At 63.0% G+C, this 22589-nt stretch carries 21 protein-coding genes; 7 read left to right on the forward strand and 14 right to left on the reverse strand.

Annotated features, from left to right (window positions below):
- Window positions 1–2: 2 nt before the first annotated feature.
- The 8 genes from ACNFIC_RS20300 to ACNFIC_RS20335 form a co-directional block, all read right to left on the reverse strand.
- Window positions 3–1784: a glycosyl hydrolase family 28 protein gene (locus ACNFIC_RS20300; RefSeq protein ID WP_138218059.1), complete on the reverse strand. Its 1782-nt coding sequence runs from the start codon at window positions 1782–1784 to the stop codon at window positions 3–5.
- A 93-nt stretch (window positions 1785–1877) separates the two neighbouring features.
- Window positions 1878–2654 (reverse strand): ABC transporter ATP-binding protein, encoded by a 777-nt coding sequence (locus ACNFIC_RS20305; RefSeq protein WP_138218060.1) that lies wholly within the window; start codon window positions 2652–2654, stop codon window positions 1878–1880.
- Window positions 2655–2665: 11 nt separating this feature from the next.
- A complete protein-coding gene (locus tag ACNFIC_RS20310; protein WP_138218061.1) occupies window positions 2666–3505 on the reverse strand; it encodes an ABC transporter ATP-binding protein in 840 nt (279 codons plus the stop codon).
- 11 nt (window positions 3506–3516) lie between these two features.
- Complete coding sequence (locus ACNFIC_RS20315; protein WP_138218062.1) at window positions 3517–4431, reverse strand: ABC transporter permease; 915 nt, start codon at window positions 4429–4431, stop codon at window positions 3517–3519.
- 62 nt (window positions 4432–4493) lie between these two features.
- Entirely contained in the window at window positions 4494–6104 is a 1611-nt protein-coding gene (locus ACNFIC_RS20320; RefSeq protein ID WP_138218063.1) for an ABC transporter substrate-binding protein, read from the reverse strand.
- Window positions 6105–6145: 41 nt separating this feature from the next.
- The gene (locus ACNFIC_RS20325; protein WP_416781748.1) at window positions 6146–7183 is read right to left on the reverse strand and encodes an ABC transporter permease; all 1038 of its coding nucleotides are present in this window, start codon (window positions 7181–7183) and stop codon (window positions 6146–6148) included.
- A 21-nt stretch (window positions 7184–7204) separates the two neighbouring features.
- Window positions 7205–8815, reverse strand: coding sequence for an ABC transporter substrate-binding protein (locus ACNFIC_RS20330; RefSeq protein WP_138218065.1), 1611 nt, complete (start codon window positions 8813–8815; stop codon window positions 7205–7207).
- 69 nt (window positions 8816–8884) lie between these two features.
- Window positions 8885–10039, reverse strand: coding sequence for a mandelate racemase family protein (locus tag ACNFIC_RS20335; RefSeq protein ID WP_138218066.1), 1155 nt, complete (start codon window positions 10037–10039; stop codon window positions 8885–8887).
- Between the two features lie 350 nt (window positions 10040–10389).
- Between ACNFIC_RS20335 and ACNFIC_RS20340 the strand changes: the two genes are divergently transcribed.
- The 3 genes from ACNFIC_RS20340 (at window position 10390) to ACNFIC_RS20350 (ending at window position 12923) form a co-directional block, all read left to right on the forward strand.
- A complete protein-coding gene (locus tag ACNFIC_RS20340) occupies window positions 10390–11115 on the forward strand; it encodes an oligogalacturonate-specific porin KdgM family protein (RefSeq protein ID WP_138218067.1) in 726 nt (241 codons plus the stop codon).
- 63 nt (window positions 11116–11178) lie between these two features.
- Window positions 11179–12006 carry an NAD-dependent epimerase/dehydratase family protein gene (locus ACNFIC_RS20345; RefSeq protein WP_138218068.1) on the forward strand — a complete coding sequence of 276 codons (828 nt, stop codon included), beginning with the start codon at window positions 11179–11181 and terminating at the stop codon, window positions 12004–12006.
- A 23-nt stretch (window positions 12007–12029) separates the two neighbouring features.
- Window positions 12030–12923, forward strand: a complete 894-nt coding sequence (locus ACNFIC_RS20350) for an SMP-30/gluconolactonase/LRE family protein (RefSeq protein WP_416781750.1) — start codon at window positions 12030–12032, stop codon at window positions 12921–12923.
- 30 nt (window positions 12924–12953) lie between these two features.
- On the opposite strand, the gene ACNFIC_RS20355 is transcribed toward ACNFIC_RS20350, so the two are convergent.
- A complete protein-coding gene (locus ACNFIC_RS20355) occupies window positions 12954–13496 on the reverse strand; it encodes a chalcone isomerase family protein (protein ID WP_138218070.1) in 543 nt (180 codons plus the stop codon).
- 137 nt (window positions 13497–13633) lie between these two features.
- On the opposite strand from ACNFIC_RS20355, the gene ACNFIC_RS20360 reads away from it, so the two are divergent.
- Window positions 13634–13930, forward strand: a complete 297-nt coding sequence (locus ACNFIC_RS20360; RefSeq protein ID WP_138218071.1) for a DUF3144 domain-containing protein — start codon at window positions 13634–13636, stop codon at window positions 13928–13930.
- 29 nt (window positions 13931–13959) lie between these two features.
- Here the strand turns inward: ACNFIC_RS20360 and ACNFIC_RS20365 are convergent, their stop codons facing one another.
- The 3 genes from ACNFIC_RS20365 to ACNFIC_RS20375 all read right to left on the reverse strand — a co-directional run bounded on the left by ACNFIC_RS20365 (window position 13960) and on the right by ACNFIC_RS20375 (window position 15715).
- On the reverse strand, window positions 13960–14391 hold the full coding sequence (locus ACNFIC_RS20365) for an HIT family protein (RefSeq protein WP_416781751.1): 432 nt from the start codon (window positions 14389–14391) through the stop codon (window positions 13960–13962).
- 4 nt (window positions 14392–14395) lie between these two features.
- The gene (locus ACNFIC_RS20370) at window positions 14396–14725 is read right to left on the reverse strand and encodes a DHCW motif cupin fold protein (RefSeq protein WP_138218073.1); all 330 of its coding nucleotides are present in this window, start codon (window positions 14723–14725) and stop codon (window positions 14396–14398) included.
- A gap of 135 nt (window positions 14726–14860) precedes the next feature.
- A complete protein-coding gene (locus ACNFIC_RS20375) occupies window positions 14861–15715 on the reverse strand; it encodes a LysR family transcriptional regulator (RefSeq protein ID WP_416781752.1) in 855 nt (284 codons plus the stop codon).
- A 92-nt stretch (window positions 15716–15807) separates the two neighbouring features.
- Between ACNFIC_RS20375 and ACNFIC_RS20380 the strand changes: the two genes are divergently transcribed.
- The gene (locus ACNFIC_RS20380; protein ID WP_416781754.1) at window positions 15808–16242 is read left to right on the forward strand and encodes a PACE efflux transporter; all 435 of its coding nucleotides are present in this window, start codon (window positions 15808–15810) and stop codon (window positions 16240–16242) included.
- Window positions 16243–16260: 18 nt separating this feature from the next.
- Here ACNFIC_RS20380 and ACNFIC_RS20385 read toward each other — a convergent pair whose 3' ends face one another.
- Window positions 16261–19092, reverse strand: coding sequence for an HD domain-containing phosphohydrolase (locus ACNFIC_RS20385; RefSeq protein ID WP_416781756.1), 2832 nt, complete (start codon window positions 19090–19092; stop codon window positions 16261–16263).
- 268 nt (window positions 19093–19360) lie between these two features.
- Window positions 19361–20356 (reverse strand): bile acid:sodium symporter family protein, encoded by a 996-nt coding sequence (locus tag ACNFIC_RS20390; protein ID WP_138218077.1) that lies wholly within the window; start codon window positions 20354–20356, stop codon window positions 19361–19363.
- Between the two features lie 81 nt (window positions 20357–20437).
- Between ACNFIC_RS20390 and ACNFIC_RS20395 the strand changes: the two genes are divergently transcribed.
- Together ACNFIC_RS20395 and ACNFIC_RS20400 are read left to right on the forward strand one after the other, a co-directional pair.
- Entirely contained in the window at window positions 20438–21235 is a 798-nt protein-coding gene (locus tag ACNFIC_RS20395) for an AraC family transcriptional regulator (RefSeq protein WP_138218078.1), read from the forward strand.
- A gap of 227 nt (window positions 21236–21462) precedes the next feature.
- The gene (locus ACNFIC_RS20400; RefSeq protein WP_416781759.1) at window positions 21463–22410 is read left to right on the forward strand and encodes an endonuclease; all 948 of its coding nucleotides are present in this window, start codon (window positions 21463–21465) and stop codon (window positions 22408–22410) included.
- Window positions 22411–22589 lie beyond the last annotated feature (179 nt).

Genomic DNA, 22589 nt, shown 5'->3' on the forward strand with positions numbered 1-22589 from the left:
GCCTAGGGCTGGGCCGGTGCAGGCTCGACATCGGTGAACGCCAAGCCTTGGCTGTCACCGATCTGCCACGGGTTTTGACTGGCGGCCTGGCTCAAGCGCAGGTGGTCGAAGCGTGAGTCCTTCAAGCCATCGATCTTCACCGGCGCAGGCCCACTGAAGCGCACGCGCTCGAACGCCAAGCCCTGGTGATAGGCGCCGCGCTGGCTATCGCCCTTGACTTCGATTGCCGCCATGCCCGCGTTCTCCACGGTCACATCGCTGACGCTGATATCGCGAAACTGCCCTGCTATCGTCGAGCGTTTGTAGTCGAGCTTGGCATTCGGGTCGCTGTAGTCGAGGGTGAAGATAAACGCCTGCTTGACGGTGTTGCGCATCGCCGAGTCGCGGAAGGTAACATTTCGCGCGCCGCCGCCCATGAAGTGGGTACTTTTCATGCGCAGCCCCGCATCGGTGCCATCGGACACGTTGTCCTCGGCCAGGATGTCCTGGATCCATGCCCCGGTGTGGCTGCCCGCCACCACCATGCCGTGGCCTTTGCGGAAGAAGTTGTTGAAGATCCAGGCGCCCTCCTGGGGCTTTTGCCGCACCGCGTCCGCCCCGGTGCCGGCCGCGAAGTTGACGCAATCGTCGCCGGTGTCGAAGAAGTTGTTGAAGACCATCGCCCCCCGGCTGTTGGCGAATTCGATACCGTCTGCATTATTGGCATCGAAGGTCTTGTGGGTGGTGTTGGCGACCACCACGTTCTCGGTTTCCAGGTTCATGATGCCGTGGTAGGCCGGGTTGAGGACGGTGATACCGCCGTAGAACACGTTGGTCACGTTGCGCAACGTGATCAATGACGAGCGCATCTGCCCATACGCGTCCTTGACATTCATGCCTTCGGCCACGGCCCGTTCCACCTGGGCCTTGGCCAGCACGCCGTCGTGCATGTAGCGGGTGTTGTCGCTGGCCCGATAGACCGGCAACGGCCGACCCGTTTCATCGCCTACATCGGCATTGCGCTTCCAACCGTTACCGTCGATGGTGCCTTGGCCCACGATGCGGATGTTCTGGAAAGCCTGGTGCTGGCGAGGGTCGCGGGGCAAGGCGTTGATCAGCGAAGCCGGGCGCACGGTGGTGGAATACGGGTACTGGATATAGCCTTCGCGGGGGTAATCCTCGGCACGCTCAGACCCGAGCAAGGTCGCGCCCTCGGCGATTTCCAGGGTCATGTCGCTTTTCAGGTACAACGCCCCACTGCGGTAGGTGCCGGCGGGCAGCAATACCTTGCAACCAATGCTGCAGGCATCGATGGCACGCTGGATGGCAAGCGTGTCGAGGCTCACGCCATCGCCCTTGGCACCGTAGCGTTTCACATCGAACAGCGCTGGCACCGGGGTAGTGCGCTGCACCACGCTGGCACTGTCGCTCGACTCGCGTCCCTGCCGATCGACCGAACGCACAGTGAAACGGTACTCGGTGTCGGGGCTCAGCCCTTGGGCGGTGAAGCTGTGGATCGCAATGCGGTGGTGGAAGCGCTCGGTATCCTGCGCATAGAAACGATCGATATAAGGTTTGGCCGGCGATACCTGGTCATTGTTGGCATTGCTGGCGCCCAGCAAGCGGCCATTGGCGTATACGTGGTAATCGACGATATCGGCGTGATCGGCTGGCTTCTCCCAGACCAGGATGATCTGTCGGTCATCGTAGGCCAGAGTGGGCACTTGCACCTTGAGCGGCGCTTGCACGGCCCATAGCGGCAAGCTACAGGTCATGGTCAGGGTGGCGAGGATGGCGTTGCGCATGGGGTAGCGTCCTTGTTCTTGTTGTGGGTACGGCGGGGTAAGGCCTGCATTCGCCCCCTCGCAGACCATCGCCTGCGAGGGGCGATGGCCGGATCAGACGGCGTGGGCCCTGGGCGAATCGGCACTGAAGTCGCGACTGGCCTGCACCAGCATGCGGGTGTAGGCGTGGCTGGCTTCATCTCGACTCAAGGCCTGGCTGTCGAGGCGCTCGACGATGCGCCCGTGCTGCATCACGGCCACCTTGTCGCACAAGTGGCTGACTACGCCCAGGTCGTGAGTCACCATCAGGTAGGTGAGTTTCTCGCGCTGGCGCAGGTCCGCCAGCAGGTTGAGGATCTCGGCCTGCACCGATACATCCAGCGCCGAAGTCGGCTCATCCAGCAGCAATACGCGTGGCTGGAGGATCAGCGCGCGGGCAATCGCCACACGCTGGCGCTGACCGCCAGACAACTGGTGCGGGTAGCGGTAGCGGAAGCTGTCGTTGAGCCCGACCTTGACCAGGATGTCGTTGATACGTGCATCCCGCTCGTCCAACCCATGAATGACCAGCGGCTCGCGCAGCGCCGTGTCGATGGTGTGGCGTGGGTGCAGCGAGCCGTAAGGGTCCTGGAAGACCATCTGGACCTTGCGAAAGTGCGCCTTGGGCAAGCTGTGCTGCAACGCGGTGCCATCGATGCTCAACGCCCCGCGCCAGTGCCGGTACTGCCCCGCCAGACAGCGCAGTACCGTGGTCTTGCCCGAGCCAGACTCGCCCACCAGGCCGAACGACTCGCCATCTTCGACGCTGAGGTCGACATCATGCAGCACCTGGTTGAGCCCGGCGCCGACGCCGAAGCTCAGGTTCAAGCCTTGTACGTGAATCATGGACATGATCGGTTACCTCAGCAGGTGAGCCACAGCGGGTCGCGTTGCAACACAGGCAGGCGCGGGCGGCGATTGTCCATGCTCGGCAACGCGGCCAGCAGGCCACGGGTATAGGGATGTTCGGCGTGATGCAGGTCACAGGCTGCGAGCGACTCCACCACCCGCCCGGCATACATCACCAGTACCCGGTCGCAATAGTTGCGCACCAGGTTGAGGTCGTGGCTGACGAAGATCAGGCCCATTCGCTGCTCGACCACCAGCTCTTCGAGTACGTTGAGCACCTGCTGGCGCACCGAAACGTCGAGTGCCGAGGTGGGCTCATCGGCGATAATCACTTCGGGACTGGTAATCACCATCATGGCGATCATGATGCGCTGGCCCATACCGCCGCTGACCTCGTGGGGGTACAGGTTGTAGACCCGTCCGGGGTCGCGGATATGCACCTTTTCGAGCATCAGCAACGCACGCTCGCGGGCTTCGCTGCGGCTGGCCTTGTGGTGCGCCAGATACGCCTCGGCAATCTGCTCACCCACCTTGACCACCGGGTTGAGCGAGTACTTGGGGTCCTGCATGATCATCGAGATACGTTGGCCGCGGATCTTCTGCATGGCCTTTTCGCTGGCACTGAGCAGGTCGATATCGCCGAACTGCAAGGCCTTGGCGGTGATCTGAGCGCTGGTTGGATGCAGCTTGAGCAGGCTGCGTCCGACGGTGGACTTGCCCGAGCCGGACTCGCCGACAATGGCGAGTTTTTCCTGGCCCAGGGTGAACGACACATCGCGTACGGCGTGCATCACTTTCTTGCCATTGACGAAGCGTACGTTGAGCGCATCGACGGTGAGTTTGGGTACAGACATGATGCCTCCGGTTATTCGCTACGCGGGTCGAGAATGTCCCGCAGGCCATCGCCGAGCAGGTTGAACGCCAGGCTCACCAACATGATTGCCGCCCCAGGGACCGCCACCAGCCACCAGCACTCGAGCATGTAGCGACGGCCGGTGGAAATCATCGCGCCCCACTCCGGCAACGGCGCCTGCGCACCCAGTCCGAGAAAGCCCAGGGCCGCTGCCGTGAGGATGATGCCCGCCATGTTCATGGTCAGGCGGATGATCACCGACGACAGGCACATCGGTACGATGTGACGCAGGATGATGCGCGTCGACGAGGCACCCTGCAGCTCCACCGCCACAACGAAATCGGCCTTGCGCAGCGACAAGGTTTCGGCGCGCGCCAAGCGGGCGATCGGTGGCCACGAAGTCAGCGCGATGGCCACCACCGCATGTTCGAGGCCCGGGCCGAGTGCGGCGATGAACGCCAGTGCCAACACCAGGCTGGGGAACGAGATGAAGATGTCGGTGACACGCATGAACAGGGTGTCGACGAAGCCGCCGAAGTAGCCCGAGACAGTGCCGATGAACAGCCCGATCGGCCCCACGATAATGGTCACCAGAGCGATGATGTACAGCGTGATCCGTGCGCCGTAGACCAGGCGGCTGAAAATGTCGCGGCCATATTCATCGGTGCCGAACCAGTGTGCGGCACTGGGGGCCTGCAAGGCGTTGGCGAGGTTCTGCAACACCGGGTCGTGGGTAGCGATCCACGGGGCGAAGCTGGCCACCACGACCAGTAGCAGCGCCACCAGCAGCCCGGCCAGGGTCATTGGATTGCGCACCAGCAGGCGCAATACCCGCAGGCTGCTGCGGCCCAGCGCGTGGAAGCTGGAGGCAGGCGTATCGGCCTGGCGCTTGGCGGCCGTTTCAGAGGAAGAGATGTTGGCAATCATCGGCATGCTCTCGATGTGAAATCATGGCCACACGGGGCGCCCGCAGGCGCCACCGGTGGTACTCAGCGTTGTTTGTAGACGCCCAGATAACGCGTGGCCTCGGCGTCATCGCCCACAAAACCCTTGACGTCGGCAGCGCTCACGGCGGTGTCGGTCATCTGCGAGATCATCATGATCGGCCCGACCTGCTGCTCGTACAGCGTCTGCGCCTGGTGATACATCGCCAGACGCTTGCTGGCGTCACGCTCGACACCGACCTGGTCGATCAGCGTATTGAGCTGGGGACTGAAGAACGAGGCGCGCCAGCCCTGGAAGTTGGGCAGTCCGGCGTTGTCGCTGTTGTCGGGGTTGTAGACGAACGTGCGCAGGCTGAAGTAAGGATGCGGGTAACGCTCGGCACCCCGCGCGACGATCATCTCGAAGTTGCGCGCGCGCATGGCGCCGTACACCTGGTTACCGGTGCCAGTCACGATGGTGGCCTTGATACCGCCCTCGGCCAGGGTCGACTGCATGCGCGCGGCAATGTCGATGAACGGCGGCTCGGACAGTGTGCGGATGGTGGTGCTGAAGCCTTGCGGGTAGCCGGCTTCAGCCAGCAACGCTTTGGCCTTGGCGACGTTCAGCCGATAACCCGGATCGGGCAGGCGAGCCTCCAGGCCCAGTTGCATCGGCCGCTGGTTGAGCGTGCCGTAGTGCGGCATCACCTGTTCATCCAGCCCCTGGTAGTCGATCAGGTTACGCACCGCCTCGCGCACTTTCTGGTTGGCGAAAGGTGGCTGTTTCATGCTCATCGCCACGTAGTACATCGTGCCGCGCTGCAATGCCTGAACCTGCAGGGCAGCGTGACCTTCGATGGCTTTGATGTCCGGTGCGGCCATGCCGTAGGCCAGGTCCAGGTCGCCACGTTCGAGCATCAGGCGCAGCGATTGCGACTCGGTCATGTGCCGCAACAGAACCCGTTTCATCTTGGCCGGGCCCGCCCAGTAGCCGTCGAAGCGGGTCATCACCAAGGCGTCGTTAGCGCTCCACTTGCTCAAGGTGAACGGGCCGCTGCCGGCTTCGTTGGTGACCAGCCAGGCAGCCCCAAGATCGCCGTTTTTCTCGTGCTTGAGGACCTGCTCGCGGTCCACCACCACTGCGCTGGGCGAGACCGCCAGCGAGTCGATCACCAGCAACGGGTCGGTGGGTTGTGGCAGCTCGACCACCAACGTGTGTGCATCGGTGGCACGGATCAACCCCTGGATGTTCTCGGCCGTGTAGCCATAGGCTTTCCAGGTGGTCGCCAGGCCATAGTTGAGTTTCATCACACGGTACAACGACCAGGCCACGTCCTCGGCGGTCAGGGGATTGCCGGAGTGAAAGCGCACGTCACTGCGCAAGTGGAAGGTGATCTGCCGCGCGTCCTCGCTTATCGTCCAGCGCTCGGCCAGTTGCGGCAGGTGTTTGTCGGGATTGCCATGGTCACGCTTGATGAGCGTGTCGTAGAGGTTGGCATTGACCCCCGAGGCGTCCAGGCCTGGCGCGTTGGCCGGGTCGATGGAGAACAGGTTGACCAGGCTCATGCCGACGATCAACTGATCGTTCGGCGTCTTGGCCTGCACCGCGGCCAGCGGAGTCAGCAACAGCGCCGCGCCCAGCAGGCCGGCGCACAGTGGCGAAAATACACGTTTCATGTGGGCATCCTTTTTTATAGTTGTTCAATGTGCCGCAGGGGCTAGCGAGTCCTTGGGTCGAACACCTTGTACAAGGCATCGCTGATCAGGTTGAGGGCGACGAAGATCAGTCCGATCACCAGCACACAGCCCATCACTGCGTTCATGTCGCCGAGCATCAGGCTACTGGTGAGGTACTGGCCAAAGCCCGGCCAGGCGAACACCGTCTCGATCAGCACCGCGCCTTCGAGCAGCGAGCCATAGGCCAGCGCCACCACGGTCAGCAGTTGCACGAGGATGTTGCGAAACGCATGGCCCCAGACCACCTGGCGCCGTGACAGGCCTTTGACCCGAGCGGTGATGATGTACTCCTGGGACAGTTGCTCGAGCATGAAGCTGCGGGTCATGCGGCTGATGTAGGCCACCGAGTTCAAGCCCAGGATCAGTGCCGGTAGCACGATATGCCGCAAGGCACTGCTGAAGGCTTCCCAATCGCGGGCCAGGGCCGTGTCGACGAGCAGCAGGCCGGTGACCTCATCGACCATGCCGTCATAGGCAAGGTCGATGCGCCCTGCCCCGCCGGCCCAGCCGAGCCAGGCATAGAACACCAACAAACCCATCATGCCGACCCAGAAGATCGGCGTGGAGTAACCGAACAAGGTGATGACCCGCGCCACATGGTCACCGATGCGCCCTTGGTTGCTGGCCGCGACCCCCCCCAGCGGCAGACCGATGAACACGCCGAACAGAATCGCCAGGGTGGCCAACTCCAGGGTCGCCGGGAACACCCGCTTGATATCGTCCAGTACCGGGTGGCCGGTGAGCAACGCATTGCCGAAGTCACCGTGCAGCAAGTCGTTCAGGTACAGCCCGAACTGGGTCCAGATCGGCTTGTCCAGGCCCATGGCACGGTACACTTGATCGTAGGTGGAGCTGTCGGCGTCCGGCCCGACCACAGCCAGCACCGGGTCCAACGGCATCACCCGGCCAATGAAGAAGGTCAGCGCCAGCAGGCCGAGCAGGGTCACCAGAACCGTGCTGGCCCGGCGGGCCGTCCCAGACACACGAGGGCCCAGCACAGAGGCAGTCGAAGCAAACATATCAGGCTCCTGAAAAGTCGGTCAGCGCGCCTTGTAGACGTCTTTGTAGCGCGTGGTGGCAGCGGTATGGCCTTGATAGCCCTGAACATCGTGGTACAGCACCACCGTATCGGTCATCTGCGACACCGGCAGAATCGCCCCTACCTGGGTGTCCAGAGTGCGCTGGATTTGCTGGTACTGCGCCAGTTGCCGGGCTTTGTCGGGCTCGACCTCGGCCTGCTCGATCAGGCTGTTCAGCTCAGGGCTGTAGAATGAGGTTCGCCAACCCTGGAAGTTGCTCAACTTGGCTTCATCGCGGTTGTCAGGGTTGTACACCAGCGTGCGTAGGCTCGAGTGCGGGTGCCGCTCGGCACCGCCGCCGCCGCGCCCGACCAGGATGTCGAAGCTGCGCTCGCGCATGGCGCCGTAGATCTGGTTGCCGGTGCCAGTGACGATGGTCGCCTGGATACCCGCCTGGGCCAGGGTCGCTTGCAGGCTGGATGCGATATTGATGAATGGCGGCTCGGTGAGCACGCGGATGGTGGTCTTGAAACCGTTCGGGTAACCGGCTTCGCTCAGCAGTTGCTTGGCCTGGGCCACATTCAGCGTGTAACCCGGATCGTCCAGGCGCGCCGGCAGGCCCAATGGCAGCGGTCGCTGGTTGAGCTGGCCGTAGTGCGGCATCACGCTCCGGTCGATGCCTTGATAGTCGATCAGCGCGCGCACTGCCTTGCGTACCCGGACATCGTCGAAAGGCTTGTTCTTGACGCTCAGGGCCACGTAATACAAGGTGCCGCGCTGTACGGTCTGGGTACGCACGTTGTCTGATTTTTCCAGTGCCTCGATGTCTGGAGCCGACATGCCCTTGGCCAGGTCAAGGTCGCCGCGCTCGACCATCAAGCGCAGCGATTGCGACTCGGTCATGTTGCGCATCACGATGCGCTTGAGCTTGGCAGGCCCACCCCAATAGCCATCGAAGCGGTTCATCAGGATCACATCGTTGGCGCGCCATTCCTTGAGCACGAACGGACCGCTGCCGGCGGCATGGGTGGTGAGCCATGCCCCGCCCATGTCATCGCCCTTCTGGTGTTGCTGCACCACCTTGCGGTCGAGGATGAACGCGCTGGGCGAGGTGGCCAGGGTGTTGAGCACCAACATTGGGTCAGTCGGGCGTGGCAGCTCGACGACGAAGGTGTACTCATCGACGGCGCGCATGTACTGGGCGACGTTGCCAGCGGTGAACCCGTAGGCCTTCCAGGTCGAGGCCAAGGCCAGGTTGAGGGTCAGCACGCGTTGCAGCGACCAGGCCACATCCTCGGCGCTCAGGGGGTTGCCGGAATGGAACGTGACACCACGGCGCAGGTGGAACGTGAGGGTCTTACGGTCGTCACTGATCTGCCAGCTTTCGGCGAGTGCCGGGACCAACTGGTCTGGCTGGCGGACATCCTGCACCAACAGCATGTCGTACAGGTTGGCATTGACCTCCGAGACGTCCAGGCCCGTCGCGGCGGCTGGGTCCAGGGACAGCAGGTTGATCATGCTCATGCCGACGATCAACTGGTCGGCCGGTGTCTTGGCGAACGCGGCATGGACCGGAGACAGCGCCAGCGAGGCGGCCAGGACTCCCGCCCAGAAGGTGGGTAGAACGTTCATGTGAGATAGCCTTTTTATAGTTATTGGACTCTCGGGCGACGCGCTTGGGCGCGCGCCGCCATGTACGCATCAGAAACGTTGCAGCGTGTGCGCCTCGACGTAATCGAAATTGATGTCCTCGCCCAGACCAGGCAGGTCCGACAGGTGCACGAAGCCGTCTTCATCCATCGGGTCGACCAGGCGATTGAGGTAGGCTGGCACCTCGTCGTAGTCCAGGAACGGGTGCAGCAGGCCGCGCTCGTACCAGGTGCAGTTCTTGATCGCGCCGACCACTGCCAGGTTGGCCGCACCATTGCCGTGGATCTCGCAGTCCATGCCGAACGCTTCGGCCATGTGCGCCACTTTCAGGCACGGCGCGATCCCGCCGACGCCAGCAACCCCGGCGCGCAGAATGTCACAGACATCGTTCTTGACCCAGCTGGCGCGGCTCAGGTGTTTGCCACCCAGGCTTTCCGGGCCGAGCACCGGGATGTCCAGCTGACTGGACAACCAGGCGTAAGACTCGGCGGAGTCTTCCATCATCGGCTCTTCGAACCAGGCGAAGTCGAGTTTTTCCAGGGCGCGGCCGATGGTCAAGGCCTCGGTGCGACTGTACCAGTGGTAGCCGTCGATCATCAGCGCGATGTCCGGGCCAACGGCCTCGCGCACCGCCGCGCAGGCCTTGATGTCCATGCTCACGCTCGGCGCGAACGACACCGGCGGCATCCAGGTATGTAGCTTGATCGCCTTGTAGCCGCGCTGCACTAAGGTTTCGGCGAAACGGCCGTATTCCTCTGGCGTCGACAAACCGCCCGGCAGCTCGTCACCGCACATGGTCGAGCCATACGCCGGCACCTTGTCGCGGTAACCACCGATGAGCTTGTGCACTGGCAGGTTCAGCTTGCGCCCGGCCAAGTCCCATAGAGCCTGCTCCACCAGCGCCAGAGCGCGGTCGGTCAGTTGGCTGGCGCTGCCGCGCTGCCAATGCGCAAGGTCATGCCAGATTTTTTCACGATCGAAGGCATTGGCGCCGACCAGCACCTTGCGCACGAAATTATCCAGCACATAGGGACGAATCAACTCAGGCGCCCCCAGGGCATAGCCTTCGCTGCCGCACTCGGTACGGATGCGCAGCAAGGCCATCCTGGCCTGGGTTACGTCACCCGGATGGGCATGGCCGGCACTGTCTACGGCGCGGCGTGTGGGGTAGGAAAAAACCTGGACGTTAACAGCGGTGATGATCATGGACGTCTGAGCCTTCTTATTGGATTTGTGGCGGGTGAGTCACGCTCTGGGAAGGATCCTACGTCATCATACAACTTTTGAAAAGCACCTTGTTTAACATCGATAAAAACCGATAAAACCCTGCTTTAAATGCGCATTACGCCCCAAAAAAAATCACACGATGCCGTATAAAAGCCTGAAATAGAGCCATCAAAAAAAGAGATCAGACAACATTTCAAGAAATCGTAGACAGTCACATAGTCGTACGATAACTTATTCGAAAACCCACGGAGGATAGCCGCACACCCAGACCGCCCTACCGCGCCAACCGCCTCATAACGACCTCGACAAAAACAAAAAAAGAAGATCGCATGAACAACACAATCCGCCGCCTCATTGCCGTCAGCACCCTCGGCCTGTCCTTCTACGCCTGCGCAGACTCGGCCAACATCAACTATCGCCACGGTTTTACCGAAGACGACAGCATGCACTCCGACCGGATCAAGCTCAGTTACCGCAAAGACAGCGGCCTGGGTTTCGCCGCCGAGATCAAGTACAAGACCGCCGGCGACCGCGAGGACGTGGCCTACGACAATATGGTCAACAACGGCCATGAGTTCACCGTCGACTACAACTACAAGCTCAGTCCGCGCTCGACCCTGACCCCGGCGTTCCAGATGGACAGCTCCAAGGACGCTACGACCTACAAGTTCGGCCTCAAGTACAGCTACAAGATCAGCGACACCTGGTATGTCGCCACGCGTCTGCGCCACGACGCCCGCAGCCTTGACCGCGACCAGATCGACCACAGCAAGAGCGACCGCGCCAAGGACAACCAGAACACCACCCGTTACGAGGGCTGGCTCGGCTACACCCCGACAGGTCCGTGGGCCTTCGAGTACCAGTACATCCACTTCGCCACCGACTACATCCGCTACGACAACAAGAAGAGCGACTACGAGCAGAACCTGATCATCAAGTACAAGCTCAACAAACAGTGGTCCCCGTTCATGGAAGTCGGCGATATCAAGGTCAACTCCACCACCGATGACCGCCAGGCACGCTGGCGCGTGGGCATCCAGTACAACTTCCTGTAAAGCACGGCCGGGCGTGCGCATCGCGCCCTGCACCCTCGTCGAACCCAGCAAAAGGCTTTCCCCGTGACCGTTACCCCCATCGCTGCGACCAAGCCGTTCAACCGCCTGCTGCTCACCGGCGCTGCCGGTGGGCTCGGGCAGGTACTGCGCGAAGCGCTGCATGCCCACGCCCATGTGATCCGCGCCTCGGACATCAGCCCGATGGCAGCCCCCGCCGGCGAGCATGAAGAAGTGATCCTCTGCGACCTGGCAGACAAAGCCGGCGTGCAGGCCCTGGCCGAGGGCGTGGATGCCATCGTGCACCTGGGTGGCATTTCCACCGAGCGCGCCTTCGAAGACATCCTGCAGGCCAACATCGTCGGTACATTCCACCTCTATGAGGCGGCGCGCCGGCACGGCATCAAACGCGTGGTGTTCGCCAGTTCCAATCATGTCACCGGTTTCTACCCCCAGGACCAGCAGGTGGACGCGCACTCCCCGCGTCGCCCGGACGGCTATTACGGCTTGTCGAAAGCCTATGGCGAAGACCTGGCGAGCTTCTACTACTACCGCTACGGCATCGAAACCGTGAGCCTGCGCATCGGCTCCTCGTTCCCCGAGCCGCGCAACCTGCGCATGCTCAGCACCTGGCTGAGCTATGCCGACCTGAGCCATCTGGTCGAGCGCGCGCTGCTCGCCGAAAACGTCGGGCATAGCGTGGTGTATGGGGTGTCGGACAACCGCGAGGTGTGGTGGAGCAACCGCCACGCGGCGCACCTGGGCTTTACCCCACAGGACAGTTCCGAGCGTTATCGCGCAGCGCTCGAACTGCAGCCCAAGCCGGCCGCCGATGACCCCAACGTCCGCTGGCAAGGCGGTGCGTTCACCGCCGCTGGCCCTTTTGGCGACTGAACGCTGACCTCAGGAGCAGCACCATGACCGCTGAACTGATCATCAATGCGCGCAACGCCACGGGCGAAAGCCCGGTCTGGCAAGCGCAGGAAAATGCCCTGTACTGGGTGGATATTCCCGCCGGGCGCCTGCACCGCTGGCAACTGGACGGCACCATCAGCCAATGGAGCGCCGACGAAATGCTCGGCTGTATCGTGCGCAGTCCACAAGGGCACTGGCTGGGCGCCCAGCAGACCGGGATCTTCCAGCTCACCCCGCAGGCCAACGGACGACTGCTGGCGCACAAATGCGCCAGCGTCGAGCACGCCAGGCCTGACATGCGCTTCAACGACGGACGCTGCGACCGCCAGGGACGTTTCTGGACCGGCACGTTGCACACCGGCATGGGCACCGATCCGGTGGGTAAGCTCTACCGCTACGACCCGACCGTAGACGCGGCCGTACAGCCCATGCAGGCGCAGCTCGAAGGCCTGTGCGTGCCCAACGGACTGGCCTTCAGCCCCGATGGCAAGACCCTGTACCTCTCCGACTCGCATCCCAGCGTGCAGTTGATCTGGGCCTTCGACTACGACATCGACAGCGGCACACCCTACAACCGCCGAGTATTCGTAGACATGAACCAGCACCCCGGCCGCCCGGACGGGGCCGCCGTGGACGCCGAGGGCTGCTACTGGATCTGCGCGATCGATGCCGGCCAGGTACTGCGCTTCACCCCACAGGGTAAACTTGACCGTGCCTTGGACCTGCCGGTGAAAAAGCCGACGATGTGCGCATTCGGCGGGCCCCAGCTGGACACCTTGTTCGTGACCTCGATCCGCCCCCAGCACACCGACCTGAGCGACCAACCGCTGGCCGGTGGTGTGTTCGCCCTGACCCCTGGGGTGAAAGGGCTGCCCGAACCTATGGCGAGGGTGTGACCGATGGCCGACAGGGCACGCTGCGCGCGATCAACGGCGCTGCGCCTGCAACCCTAGCAGGCGCTCGCGCAACTGTGGGTCGCGGGCGCGCGGGTCGAGCCAGATACCGAAGAACGCACGTGCAAACGCCGGGTCGGCCACTTCATGTTGGAGTTGATCACCCACGTAGAACCGACCTCCCTGCCCTGGCAGATATACCCCAGTAATGCGCATGCCTGGCTGCACATCGACAAAGGCCGCGCGCATGCCTTGCGCCCAGCGGCGCTCGGTCGCTTCGTCGACCGGCCCTGCGGCCAGGCGGCGCATTTCTTCCACGCTGGCCTGCACCAGGGTGTCCCGACTCAAGGCACGATGGTAAATCAGCTCAAGCGCGAAGGGCGTATCCCAGCCGCTGACCGGGCCGGTACTCCATAGACGAGCGTCGTACAGGCGCAGCCCAAACCAGCGGAATTCGCCCTCACCGATCAGCCGCGCCTCAGGCAACGCGGTGCGCCACTGCGCCGAGGCGCCAGGGAGCACGATCAACAGGGCAATCAGGGCGAACAGGCGTGTAACCGAAGAGCGACTGGCCATGGCGTTTCCAGGGGCGGCGGCGATCATGCCAGTATAAATGTCTATCGCCCTCAGCACAGGCTCGCCGAACGCTCCCATGCCACGCCCGCCTGTGGCATGCTGCGCGCCGACCGAACCCCGCAAAGAGACACATCGCGATGACCCAGACCACCGACCAGGCCTTCTATGACCGCGCCGATGCGCACATCGAGCTGGCCAACCAGCACATCGACAAGCTCGAGGACCTGGGCAAGGTCAGCGCCTCGATGACCTTCGCCGCCACGCGCTTCAACGCCTGGATGACTGCCCGTAGCTTCAAGAGCAGCGAAGAGATGGCCAAGGCCCGTGGGGAAATCCTCAAGTACTTCTGCGACCAGTACCGCATGATGCTCGAAGACAACCTCGACGAGCACATCGAACACTTCGAGCGTTATGTACTGGGCAAGGACGCCTGATTCCAGCGCACGCGTGATGCACGCGCAGGCTAGATGAGCAACAGCCTGGCAAGCTGGGCACGCAGGCCGCCGTGCAACGCTTCATCGTAGGGTGGCGCTGATTGCCAGTCGTAGAACCAAACCGGCATTCTGCGTTTTCCTTCAGGCTCACTGGCGTAGCGGGGAAACACATGGCAATGCAACTCAGGCTCTGAGTTTCCCAGTATTTCGTAATTCACCCGCAGGGCGCCGGTTACCTGTAGAAGCGCATCCCCGAGGCGAGCCATGTCGAGCAGATAGGCGGCCCTCGCCTGCTCGCTCAAGTCGTTCAGGCTGGGCACGACGGGGTCTGGAAGGAGCAGGCAGTATCCTTCGAGAAATTGCACGTCACCCATCACCGCCCAACCGGATGGCATGCGGCATATCACCTTGTCATTCGCCCCCTTACGGGCGAGTTCGACACGTTCTGCAATCAGCGGCATGAGCTCAGTCCACGATAAACAGTTTGGCGCCGATGCGGCTCGACGAGCGATGGGCTTGTGCGTTATCGGCGACCTGGTAGCTCATCCCTGGGTTCAAGGTCACCACGCGGCCATCTTCCAGCTCAGTCTCCAGACGCCCTTCCAGGCACAACAGAATATGCCCCTTCAGGCACCAGTGGTCGGCCAGATAACCGGGGGTATATTCCACCAGCCGCACCCGAATATTGGAAAACTGGCAGGTGCGCCAATAGGCAGTGCCGACTTCACCGGGATGCACGGTGGGCTCTATTGTCGACCAATCGGTGATGCCAAAAGGGATAGCGGTCAGTTCCATGGCTAACTCGAACGATTCAAAATGCAGACCCTATCCACAAGACCGGGCCACCGATAGACACAGATCGCTGCCAATTTGCGCATACACCCCCACGCGGCCAATGCGAATGTGAGGCACGCCGCTGCGCCATTGCACTCACGAGCCCAGCACCTGCCCCAGCAACCACTGCCCCGCGACGCCCAATGGCGCCTTACGCGACCAGGCCACATCGATCTCGACACTGCGCGGATATCCGCGTACATCCAACTCCACCAGCCCCTCCCCAAAGCGCTCGACCATCGCCCGAGGCAGCACTGCCCACCCAAAACCGCGCCCGGCGAATTCCATCAGGGTCAGGTAATCGGGTGCCGACCAGGCTTGGCTGCTCGAAGGCTCGGCGCTGCGCACGTAGGTGCGAATGAACAATTGCCGCTCGCCCGCCAGGTGCGCGGGCGTCACCTGCGTCACCTGTGCCAGGCGGTGAGCAGCCCCCACGTACACGGCAAATTGCGCCTTCACCGCCAGGCGCTGGGCGGCCACATCAGGCGGGTATTGCTCCTGCGCCGCGAGAATGCCCAGGTGCACCTGGCCGGTCTGGATCAGGTCGATCACATCGGCGTCCTCCGAAGGGCCGCAGCGCAGCTCGGTGTCGGGAAAGCGCTCAGCGAAGCGCGCCGCCACATCACCGAAGAACACCAGGCTGTAGATATCGGTCATGACCACCGACAGCAGTGGCTCGACTTGCGCGCTCAGGCGCATGGCCAAGGCATCGAGGCGCTCGCTGGCGGCGAGAATCGCGTCGACCCTGGCCAGCACCTGACGCCCGGCATCGTTGAGCACGGGATGGCGACCACCCCGGTCGAAGAGCTGGCAGCCCACGTCTGCCTCGAAGTTGGCGATGGCGATGCTGATGGTGGACTGGCTCTTGTTGAGCTTGCGCGCAGCCGCAGAGAACGAGCCCAAGGCTGCGGCCTCGACGAACGCAACAAGGGATTCGGGTGAGTAGCGCATAGATATTGATAAAACCGATAGCTGCTAAGTGTTCAGTATCAGTTTAATCAACGAGCATGGGAAGCATCCTCCACAGCACTTCAGGTGAAGTCATGCAGCACAACACCGTCTCCCTCACTGAGCGGCTCATCCACGCGGCCGGCTATGAAGCCGGCGCAGTGGTCCTGTCGGCACCGGTCATGGCGTGGCTATTCGACAAGCCGATGCACACCACAGGGGCACTGGCGCTGGCGATCTCGTTGATCGCGATGGTCTGGAACATGCTCTACAACGCCATCGTCGACCATTGTTTCAGCTTGCCTCGGCATCAATGGCGGGTCTCTGCGCGCCTGCTGCACGGGCTGGGCTTCGAGGGCGGCATCATCGCCTTGTGTCTGCCAGTGGCGGTGTGGATGCTCGACATCACGCTGGCCCAGGCCTTCTGGCTGGAAGCTGGGTTTTTCGTGTTCATCCTGCCCTACACGGTGTTGTACAACTGGGGCTTCGACAAAGCCAAGTATCGGTTGCAGGCCGTGACGCTCACCTGAGCAAGGCGCCTGCTCAGGTCAGCGCTCCAACTCGCCCAACCAGTACGCCACATCCACCTCGTCGATCTGCTCGGGCCGCAGGAAACGCTCGGCGTAATGCTGGTAAACCCCGCTACTCAGGAACAGGCGCAGCAACTGCGGATCGACATGCCGGTCACGCGCCATGAACACCAGGATCTTGATCGACTCGCTGAGGCTCTTGGGCGCCTTGTACGGCCGGTCGGCGGCGGTCAGCGCCTCGAAGATATCGGCGATGGCCATCACCCGCTCGGGGATGCTCAAGGCCTCTTCGCCTAAGCGGCGCGGATAACCGGTGCCGTCGAGTTTTTCGTGGTGATTGCCGGCGATAGAGGGCACTCGCCTGAGCTGACGCGGGAACGGCAGCGAGCTGAGCATGATGATGGTTTGCACGATATGTTCGTTGATCTTGAAGCGTTCCTCATCGTTGAGGGTGCCGCGACGAATCGACAGGTTGTACAGCTCGCCCAAGTCGCTGGCATGCGCCGGCAGGCGCATGTCGAACCCCCAGACATTACGCGGGTCGTCCCGGGTAACCGGCGGTTTGCGCGCTCCCCAGGGCACGCGATGCTCGGGACGGTCGGCGAGCAACGGCTCGGCCACCGGCAGCGGTGCCGCTGGCACTTGGGCCAGGCGCGCCTGCTCATCGCGGGAAATTCCCAAGCGGTCATCGAAATGCCGTAACCACCGACGCTGACCAATACGTTGCAAGCGCTCGACATCAGCCTGCTGCATGAACTCGCCACCGATATTGGCCTGGGCGACGAAGGCGAATTCCTCTTGCAACGCGGCCTGGCAACGCTCCCGTGCCTGTTGCAAGGGTATGGCCTGCCCACCAGCGGCCAGACCCTGCCAGTAGGCAATATCAGCGTCGCGCCAAAGCACTTCGAAGCGCATGCGAACTTCGTGAATGCGGTTGTACAGCGCCTCAAGCTTGGTCGCCTTGTCCACCACGTACTCGGGGCTGGTGATCTTGCCGCAATCGTGCAGCCAGGCGGCCACGCGAAACTCATAACGTTCGGCCGCGCTCATGCTGAAGTCGGCGTAAGGCCCGCTGTCGGCTTGTACGGCTTGATCCAGCAGCATCTGAGCCAACTGCGGGACGCGCTCGCAATGTCCGCCGGTGTAGGGACTCTTGGCGTCGATGGCATCGGCCAGCAGCTTGATCAACGCGTCCATCAAGCGCTGCTGCGCCTCTACCAACTGACGCGTCTCGATGGCCACCGCTGCGGCGCCGGACAGCTCCTCGACGAAGCGCCGGAACGGCTCGCCTGCGGGCGCGTCGTCCAGTTGCAGCACCAGCATGCCAAGCAGAGCCTGGCTGCGGTCATCCAGCGCAACCGCAAGGCTGTGCCCCTGCAGTGCCATGCCTTGGATGACTTCGGCGGCCAACGCCTGGCGATCCCCCTCGCCCAACGCCAGCTCGGCCGGATACCCCTCGCCCCGACAGACAGCCGCCAGACACAGACGTCCACGCTCAGGTTCGAACAGGTACACCGCGCCCGCGCGCACCCCAGCAGCTTCCACCAAATGTGTCAGCACGCCATCGAGCATGCGCTCTAGGTCGCTTTCCCGGCTCAAGGTCAAGGTCATGGCCTGAAAGCCGCGAATCGTACCGGACATGCCGCTGAGCACCTGACTCAGCTCGCGCACCTCGCAGACCCGCGAGGCCACCCCCATCTGGCGACTGAAGTCGAAGCTGGCCAGGTCGCGCACCTGGTCGGCGAGCAAGCGCAACGGGCGCCCGATACGCTGGCCGAGCAAGACACCGACCAGCAGCAGAACGGCAATCAGCGCTGCCGTCCAGAGAAGTTGCTCGAACAATACCTTGCGGGCACTGGCCAACAGCTCGAGGGCCGGTACGGCGATCAGCACCTGCAGGTCCTGCCCGGCCAGCGTCAGTTGTATGCGCATGCCGTACCAGGCCTGCCCGTCCACTTCGTACCGCATTGGCCGGGCCCCCTGTGCAGGGTCGGCGTGAAGCCGCTCAAGGCTGGGAATCCCCAGCTCGGCCAAACGCGACAGACGTACCTGCTCGTTCTCACGCACGATGACCCGCTGCAGGTCCGGGTAGGCCACCACACTGCCCTGGCTGTCGAGCACAGCGATTTCGGTGCCGGGCGTCATGCGCAGGTCACGGCTCTCGCTGGCCAGGTCATTGACCGAGACATCCATGCCGATCACCGCAGCGCCGTCGACACTGCGCTGGGCCATGCTCAGGCCGATCTCGCGCGTGGTGAAGAACACATAAGGGTGCGTGAGTACCGTTGCGGGTTGGGCCGAGGCATCGATGAACCAGGGGCGCGTACGTGGATCGTAGCGGTAGTCCGGCCGCGACTGGGTCGCCAACAGGCTCAAGGCGCGGTCGTAGAAACGCCATTCTCCGCGCGGCGTACCGTCAGCCCCGTGGCTGACGCTCTGCACCAGAAATGCCGTGCCTTCAGGGGCGGCGAAGCGTTCGCGCAACGCCTGGTCGCGCAGGCCACGCACCAGCAGGAAGTCGCCGTTGGAATAGCCGAGATAGGCGGCGCTGAGCATACGGTTGGCGTCGAGGGTGGCGACCAGCGGCGCCAGGCGTTGCTGTAACTCGCCGCCCGTCGGCATGACCGCCAGCAGGCGCAGGCTGCTTTGCGCAGGATCGACCAGGCGCCGGGCGCGCTCATCGATGGTCTTGCCGACTTGCTGCGCGGCGTCACCGGCAGCGGCCACCAAGGTCTGGCTCAGCCCCCGATAACCTTGCCAGGCAAGGCCAGCGCCCAGCAGCAGCATCCCCAGCACGATCGCCAGCGCCACCACCACCTGCAACGAAATACCTCGTCCCGACGGGTTCATGCCGACCCCGCCCCGCAGCCTGACGGCCGAACAGCGTGAATGCTCGATACGCAGCCCATCCGGGGTGCTCCCTGTGACCGTTGGATCAGTTTAATCAGCCAGGACGATCGTGCCGGCCTGATGGCGACCACAGGCAACTAGGCTGTATGAAGCGTGGCACAGGGATGATGAAGGCTCCAGTTTCGAGGCGATTGAGTCGCGCGTGCGTGAGGGGCAGGCTCACTCAGCCTTTCAGGCCAAGCGACGCCCCGGCTTCACTGCGGCCTGATCACTTGGCCGAGGCGGCCTCGACCATGGCCGCCTCAGGGCGGCGGGCATATCGCTGGGCGAGCGCTGCGCAGACCATCAGCTGGATCTGGTGGAAGATCATCAGCGGCAGGATCAACAGGCCGATGGTGCTGCCGGCGAACAGCACCTGGGCCATCGGCACGCCGGTGGCCAGACTTTTTTTCGAGCCACAGAACAGGATGGTGATGCGGTCTTCGATGCAGAAGCCCAGCCACTTGCCCAACAGCGCAGTGATACCCAGCGACAACGCCAGCACCACACAGCAACCCAGCACGATCATCGCCAGCATGCTCGGCGGCACTTGTTGCCACAGCCCCCCGATCACCGCAGCACCAAACGCCGAGTACACCACCAGCAGGATCGACCCTTGGTCGACGAACTTCAGCCACGCCTTGTTACGTCCGACCCAGTCACCGATCCAGCGGCGCGCAATCTGCCCGGCGACGAACGGCACCAGCAGTTGCAGGCTGATCTTGCGAATCGCCTCCAGGGTGGAGCCGCTGTCTCCGTGCACGCCCATCAGCAGCGCCACCAGCATCGGCGTGACGAAGATACCGATCAGGCTCGACGCCGCCGCGCTACAAATGGCCGCCGGCACGTTACCGCGCGCCAGCGAGGTGAAAGCAATCGCCGATTGCACGGTAGCCGGCAGCGCGCACAGGTACAAAAAGCCCAGGTACAGCTCGTTGCCCACCAGCGGCAACAGCACCGGTTTCAGCGCAATACCGATCAGCGGGAACAGCACGAAGGTGCAAACGAATACCAACAGGTGCAAACGCCAGTGCCCGGCACCGGCAAAGATCGCCTCGCGTGAAAGCTTGGCGCCATGCAGGAAGAACAACAGGCCGATGGCTAGGTTGGTGATCCAGTCGAAGATCACTGCCACGTGGTCGCGCGCCGGCAGCACGGTGGCGATCGCCACCACGGCGATCAAGGTCAAGGTGAAATTGTCCGGCAAGAAACGCGAGCGGGCCATCTGTCCAGTCCTGTGTTGTGCGGGTTGCCGGCCTACCTTAGCCATGTTCGAATTAACCGACTAACGGGATGAGGGCAAAAAATGTCGATAAACGGACAACCTACAGTTCATCAGCGCATCGTTCCCGCCCTGAAAACCTTGCCGCGCCCGGTGTACGCTCGCACCGAGTCGCTGGTGCGCCCGGAGCGCACCCCCATGCACCGCCACCCCTGGGTGCAGTTGTCCTACGCAATCCGCGGGGTATTGCACGTGCATACCCCCACCGGCAGCTTCGTCGCCCCGCCGCAGCGTGCGGTGTGGATGCCACCGGATATGGACCATGAGGTGTTCAGCTTCGCCAACACCGAAATGCGCGGTCTGTACCTGGATCCGCAACTGTTCGACGCGGCGCACAGCCGTTGCCGGGTGATCGAGATTACGTCACTGACCCACGAGCTGATCAAGCAGTTCTCGTCACGCCCGCCCGAGTACGACGAAGACGGCGAGGATGGCCGGCTGGCCAGGGTACTGGTAGACCAACTGCGCGCAGCGCGTGAGGTCAGCCTGTCGCTGCCACTGCCACAGGATGCACGGGTGTTGCAGCTGTGCCGGCAGTTGCAGGATGCCCCGGACGACAATCGCACCCTGGGCGAATGGGGCGAGGCGCTGGGCGCGTCGGAGAAAACCTTGCGGCGCATTTTGCTGCGCGAGACTGGCTTGACCTTTCGCAGTTGGCGCCAGCGTATGCGCCTGCTGGGCGCGCTGGAAGCGCTGGGGCGTGGCACGGCAGTAACCCAAGTGGCGTTGAATGCAGGGTATTCATCGACATCGGCGTTCATTGCCGCGTTTCGCGAGCAATTTGGCGTAACGCCAGGCGATTTTTTCCCCGCAGTGCGTTGAGAGGATGGGGCCTGACGGCGCCCCTCTAAAACGTCGGTAACAACGATACATACTACGTATGACTAGTACCTCGCACAGGCCGATCCCTGCCTTGGCATACGCCAGGGCGTGCGCTGACTGGCTGCGTGATGGCACTCGCGCCAGTATCCAAACCCTTCTAGCACGCGTCCTGTAGTCGGATTTTCCTGCGTATAATCGCGGCTTTTTCCGACACTGATCTACGCCTCATGAAAACACTGTTGTATGCGGCATCGTTATTCTTCACCCTCCTCCCCAGTGCCTTCGCCAGTCCCCCGGCGACCTTCACCGAAGCCAAGGTCGTCGCCAAGCAGAAGATCTACCTCGACCAAGCCAGCAGCGCGCAGGGTGACCTGTACTGCGGTTGCAAATGGACCTGGGTAGGCAAGTCCGGCGGGCGAATCGACCCAGCCTCTTGCGGCCTGCAGGCGCGCAAGCAACAAACCCGTGCCGAGCGCACCGAGTGGGAGCACATCGTCCCGGCCTGGACCTTCGGGCACCAGCGCCAATGCTGGCAGAACGGCGGGCGTGAAGCCTGTGTCGACAACGACCCAACCTTCCGCGCCATGGAAGCCGACCTGTTCAACCTCTACCCAGCCGTGGGCGAGGTCAATGGCGACCGCAGCAACTTCAACTACGGCATGGTCAGCGGCAATACCCAGCAATACGGCCAGTGCACGACCAAGATCGACTTCGTGCAAAAGACCGCCGAGCCGCGCGACGCGGTCAAGGGCCTGGTGGCGCGCACTACGTTCTACATGTTCGACCGCTACCAACTGAGCATGTCGCGCCAGCAACAGCAGGTGCTGATGGCGTGGAACAAACAATACCCGGTGAGCGCCTGGGAACGGCAGCGCGACCAGCGCATCGCTGCTGTAATGGGCCACCACAACCCGTTCGTCACCGGTGAGCGCACCTGGATCATGGGCTACAAACCGGCCGGCGCCAGTGCCACGCTCGCCAGCGCCCCGCGCAAGCCCTCCACCACCCCCAATGCCAGCCAGGGCGCCGTGCTGGGCAACCGCAACAGCCAGGTCTATCACCTGGCCAGCGGCTGCCCTGGCTACAGCCAGGTTTCAGCCAAGAATCAAGTAGCGTTCGAATCCGAAGCCCAGGCGCAGGCGGCGGGCTATCGCAAAGCGGGTAACTGCAAATAAGCCAGGCCCACGGCCAGATGAACGAATCTTCATTTTGGCCGTAGCGCCCTGATCGCGCGGCGCATCGCCGCTGGCGCCCACTGGCCGGGCGCCAGCGTCTTGAGACATGGCCAGGGCTTGCGTAGCATCCGCGACCCTTGCCAGCTTCAGTGGGAGCGGGCTTACCACGCGACTGCATG

The sequence above is a fragment of the Pseudomonas sp. NY15463 genome (assembly GCF_048068415.1).
Taxonomy (GTDB): Bacteria; Pseudomonadota; Gammaproteobacteria; order Pseudomonadales; family Pseudomonadaceae; genus Aquipseudomonas; species Aquipseudomonas mosselii_C.

Excerpts from the sequence above, each read along its gene's own strand:
- ACNFIC_RS20375 (WP_416781752.1), bottom strand. The coding sequence starts at position 15,715 with ATGCGCTACTCACCCGAATCCCTTGTTGCGTTCGTCGAGGCCGCAGCC.
- ACNFIC_RS20350 (WP_416781750.1), top strand. The coding sequence starts at position 12,030 with ATGACCGCTGAACTGATCATCAATGCGCGCAACGCCACGGGCGAAAGC.
- ACNFIC_RS20310 (WP_138218061.1), bottom strand. The coding sequence starts at position 3,505 with ATGTCTGTACCCAAACTCACCGTCGATGCGCTCAACGTACGCTTCGTC.
- ACNFIC_RS20385 (WP_416781756.1), bottom strand. The coding sequence starts at position 19,092 with ATGAACCCGTCGGGACGAGGTATTTCGTTGCAGGTGGTGGTGGCGCTG.
- ACNFIC_RS20370 (WP_138218073.1), bottom strand. The coding sequence starts at position 14,725 with ATGGAACTGACCGCTATCCCTTTTGGCATCACCGATTGGTCGACAATA.
- ACNFIC_RS20300 (WP_138218059.1), bottom strand. The coding sequence starts at position 1,784 with ATGCGCAACGCCATCCTCGCCACCCTGACCATGACCTGTAGCTTGCCG.
- ACNFIC_RS20340 (WP_138218067.1), top strand. The coding sequence starts at position 10,390 with ATGAACAACACAATCCGCCGCCTCATTGCCGTCAGCACCCTCGGCCTG.
- ACNFIC_RS20335 (WP_138218066.1), bottom strand. The coding sequence starts at position 10,039 with ATGATCATCACCGCTGTTAACGTCCAGGTTTTTTCCTACCCCACACGC.
- ACNFIC_RS20305 (WP_138218060.1), bottom strand. The coding sequence starts at position 2,654 with ATGTCCATGATTCACGTACAAGGCTTGAACCTGAGCTTCGGCGTCGGC.
- ACNFIC_RS20320 (WP_138218063.1), bottom strand. The coding sequence starts at position 6,104 with ATGAAACGTGTATTTTCGCCACTGTGCGCCGGCCTGCTGGGCGCGGCG.
- ACNFIC_RS20390 (WP_138218077.1), bottom strand. The coding sequence starts at position 20,356 with ATGGCCCGCTCGCGTTTCTTGCCGGACAATTTCACCTTGACCTTGATC.
- ACNFIC_RS20395 (WP_138218078.1), top strand. The coding sequence starts at position 20,438 with ATGTCGATAAACGGACAACCTACAGTTCATCAGCGCATCGTTCCCGCC.
- ACNFIC_RS20365 (WP_416781751.1), bottom strand. The coding sequence starts at position 14,391 with ATGCCGCTGATTGCAGAACGTGTCGAACTCGCCCGTAAGGGGGCGAAT.
- ACNFIC_RS20380 (WP_416781754.1), top strand. The coding sequence starts at position 15,808 with ATGCAGCACAACACCGTCTCCCTCACTGAGCGGCTCATCCACGCGGCC.
- ACNFIC_RS20315 (WP_138218062.1), bottom strand. The coding sequence starts at position 4,431 with ATGATTGCCAACATCTCTTCCTCTGAAACGGCCGCCAAGCGCCAGGCC.
- ACNFIC_RS20400 (WP_416781759.1), top strand. The coding sequence starts at position 21,463 with ATGAAAACACTGTTGTATGCGGCATCGTTATTCTTCACCCTCCTCCCC.
- ACNFIC_RS20355 (WP_138218070.1), bottom strand. The coding sequence starts at position 13,496 with ATGGCCAGTCGCTCTTCGGTTACACGCCTGTTCGCCCTGATTGCCCTG.
- ACNFIC_RS20360 (WP_138218071.1), top strand. The coding sequence starts at position 13,634 with ATGACCCAGACCACCGACCAGGCCTTCTATGACCGCGCCGATGCGCAC.
- ACNFIC_RS20330 (WP_138218065.1), bottom strand. The coding sequence starts at position 8,815 with ATGAACGTTCTACCCACCTTCTGGGCGGGAGTCCTGGCCGCCTCGCTG.
- ACNFIC_RS20325 (WP_416781748.1), bottom strand. The coding sequence starts at position 7,183 with ATGTTTGCTTCGACTGCCTCTGTGCTGGGCCCTCGTGTGTCTGGGACG.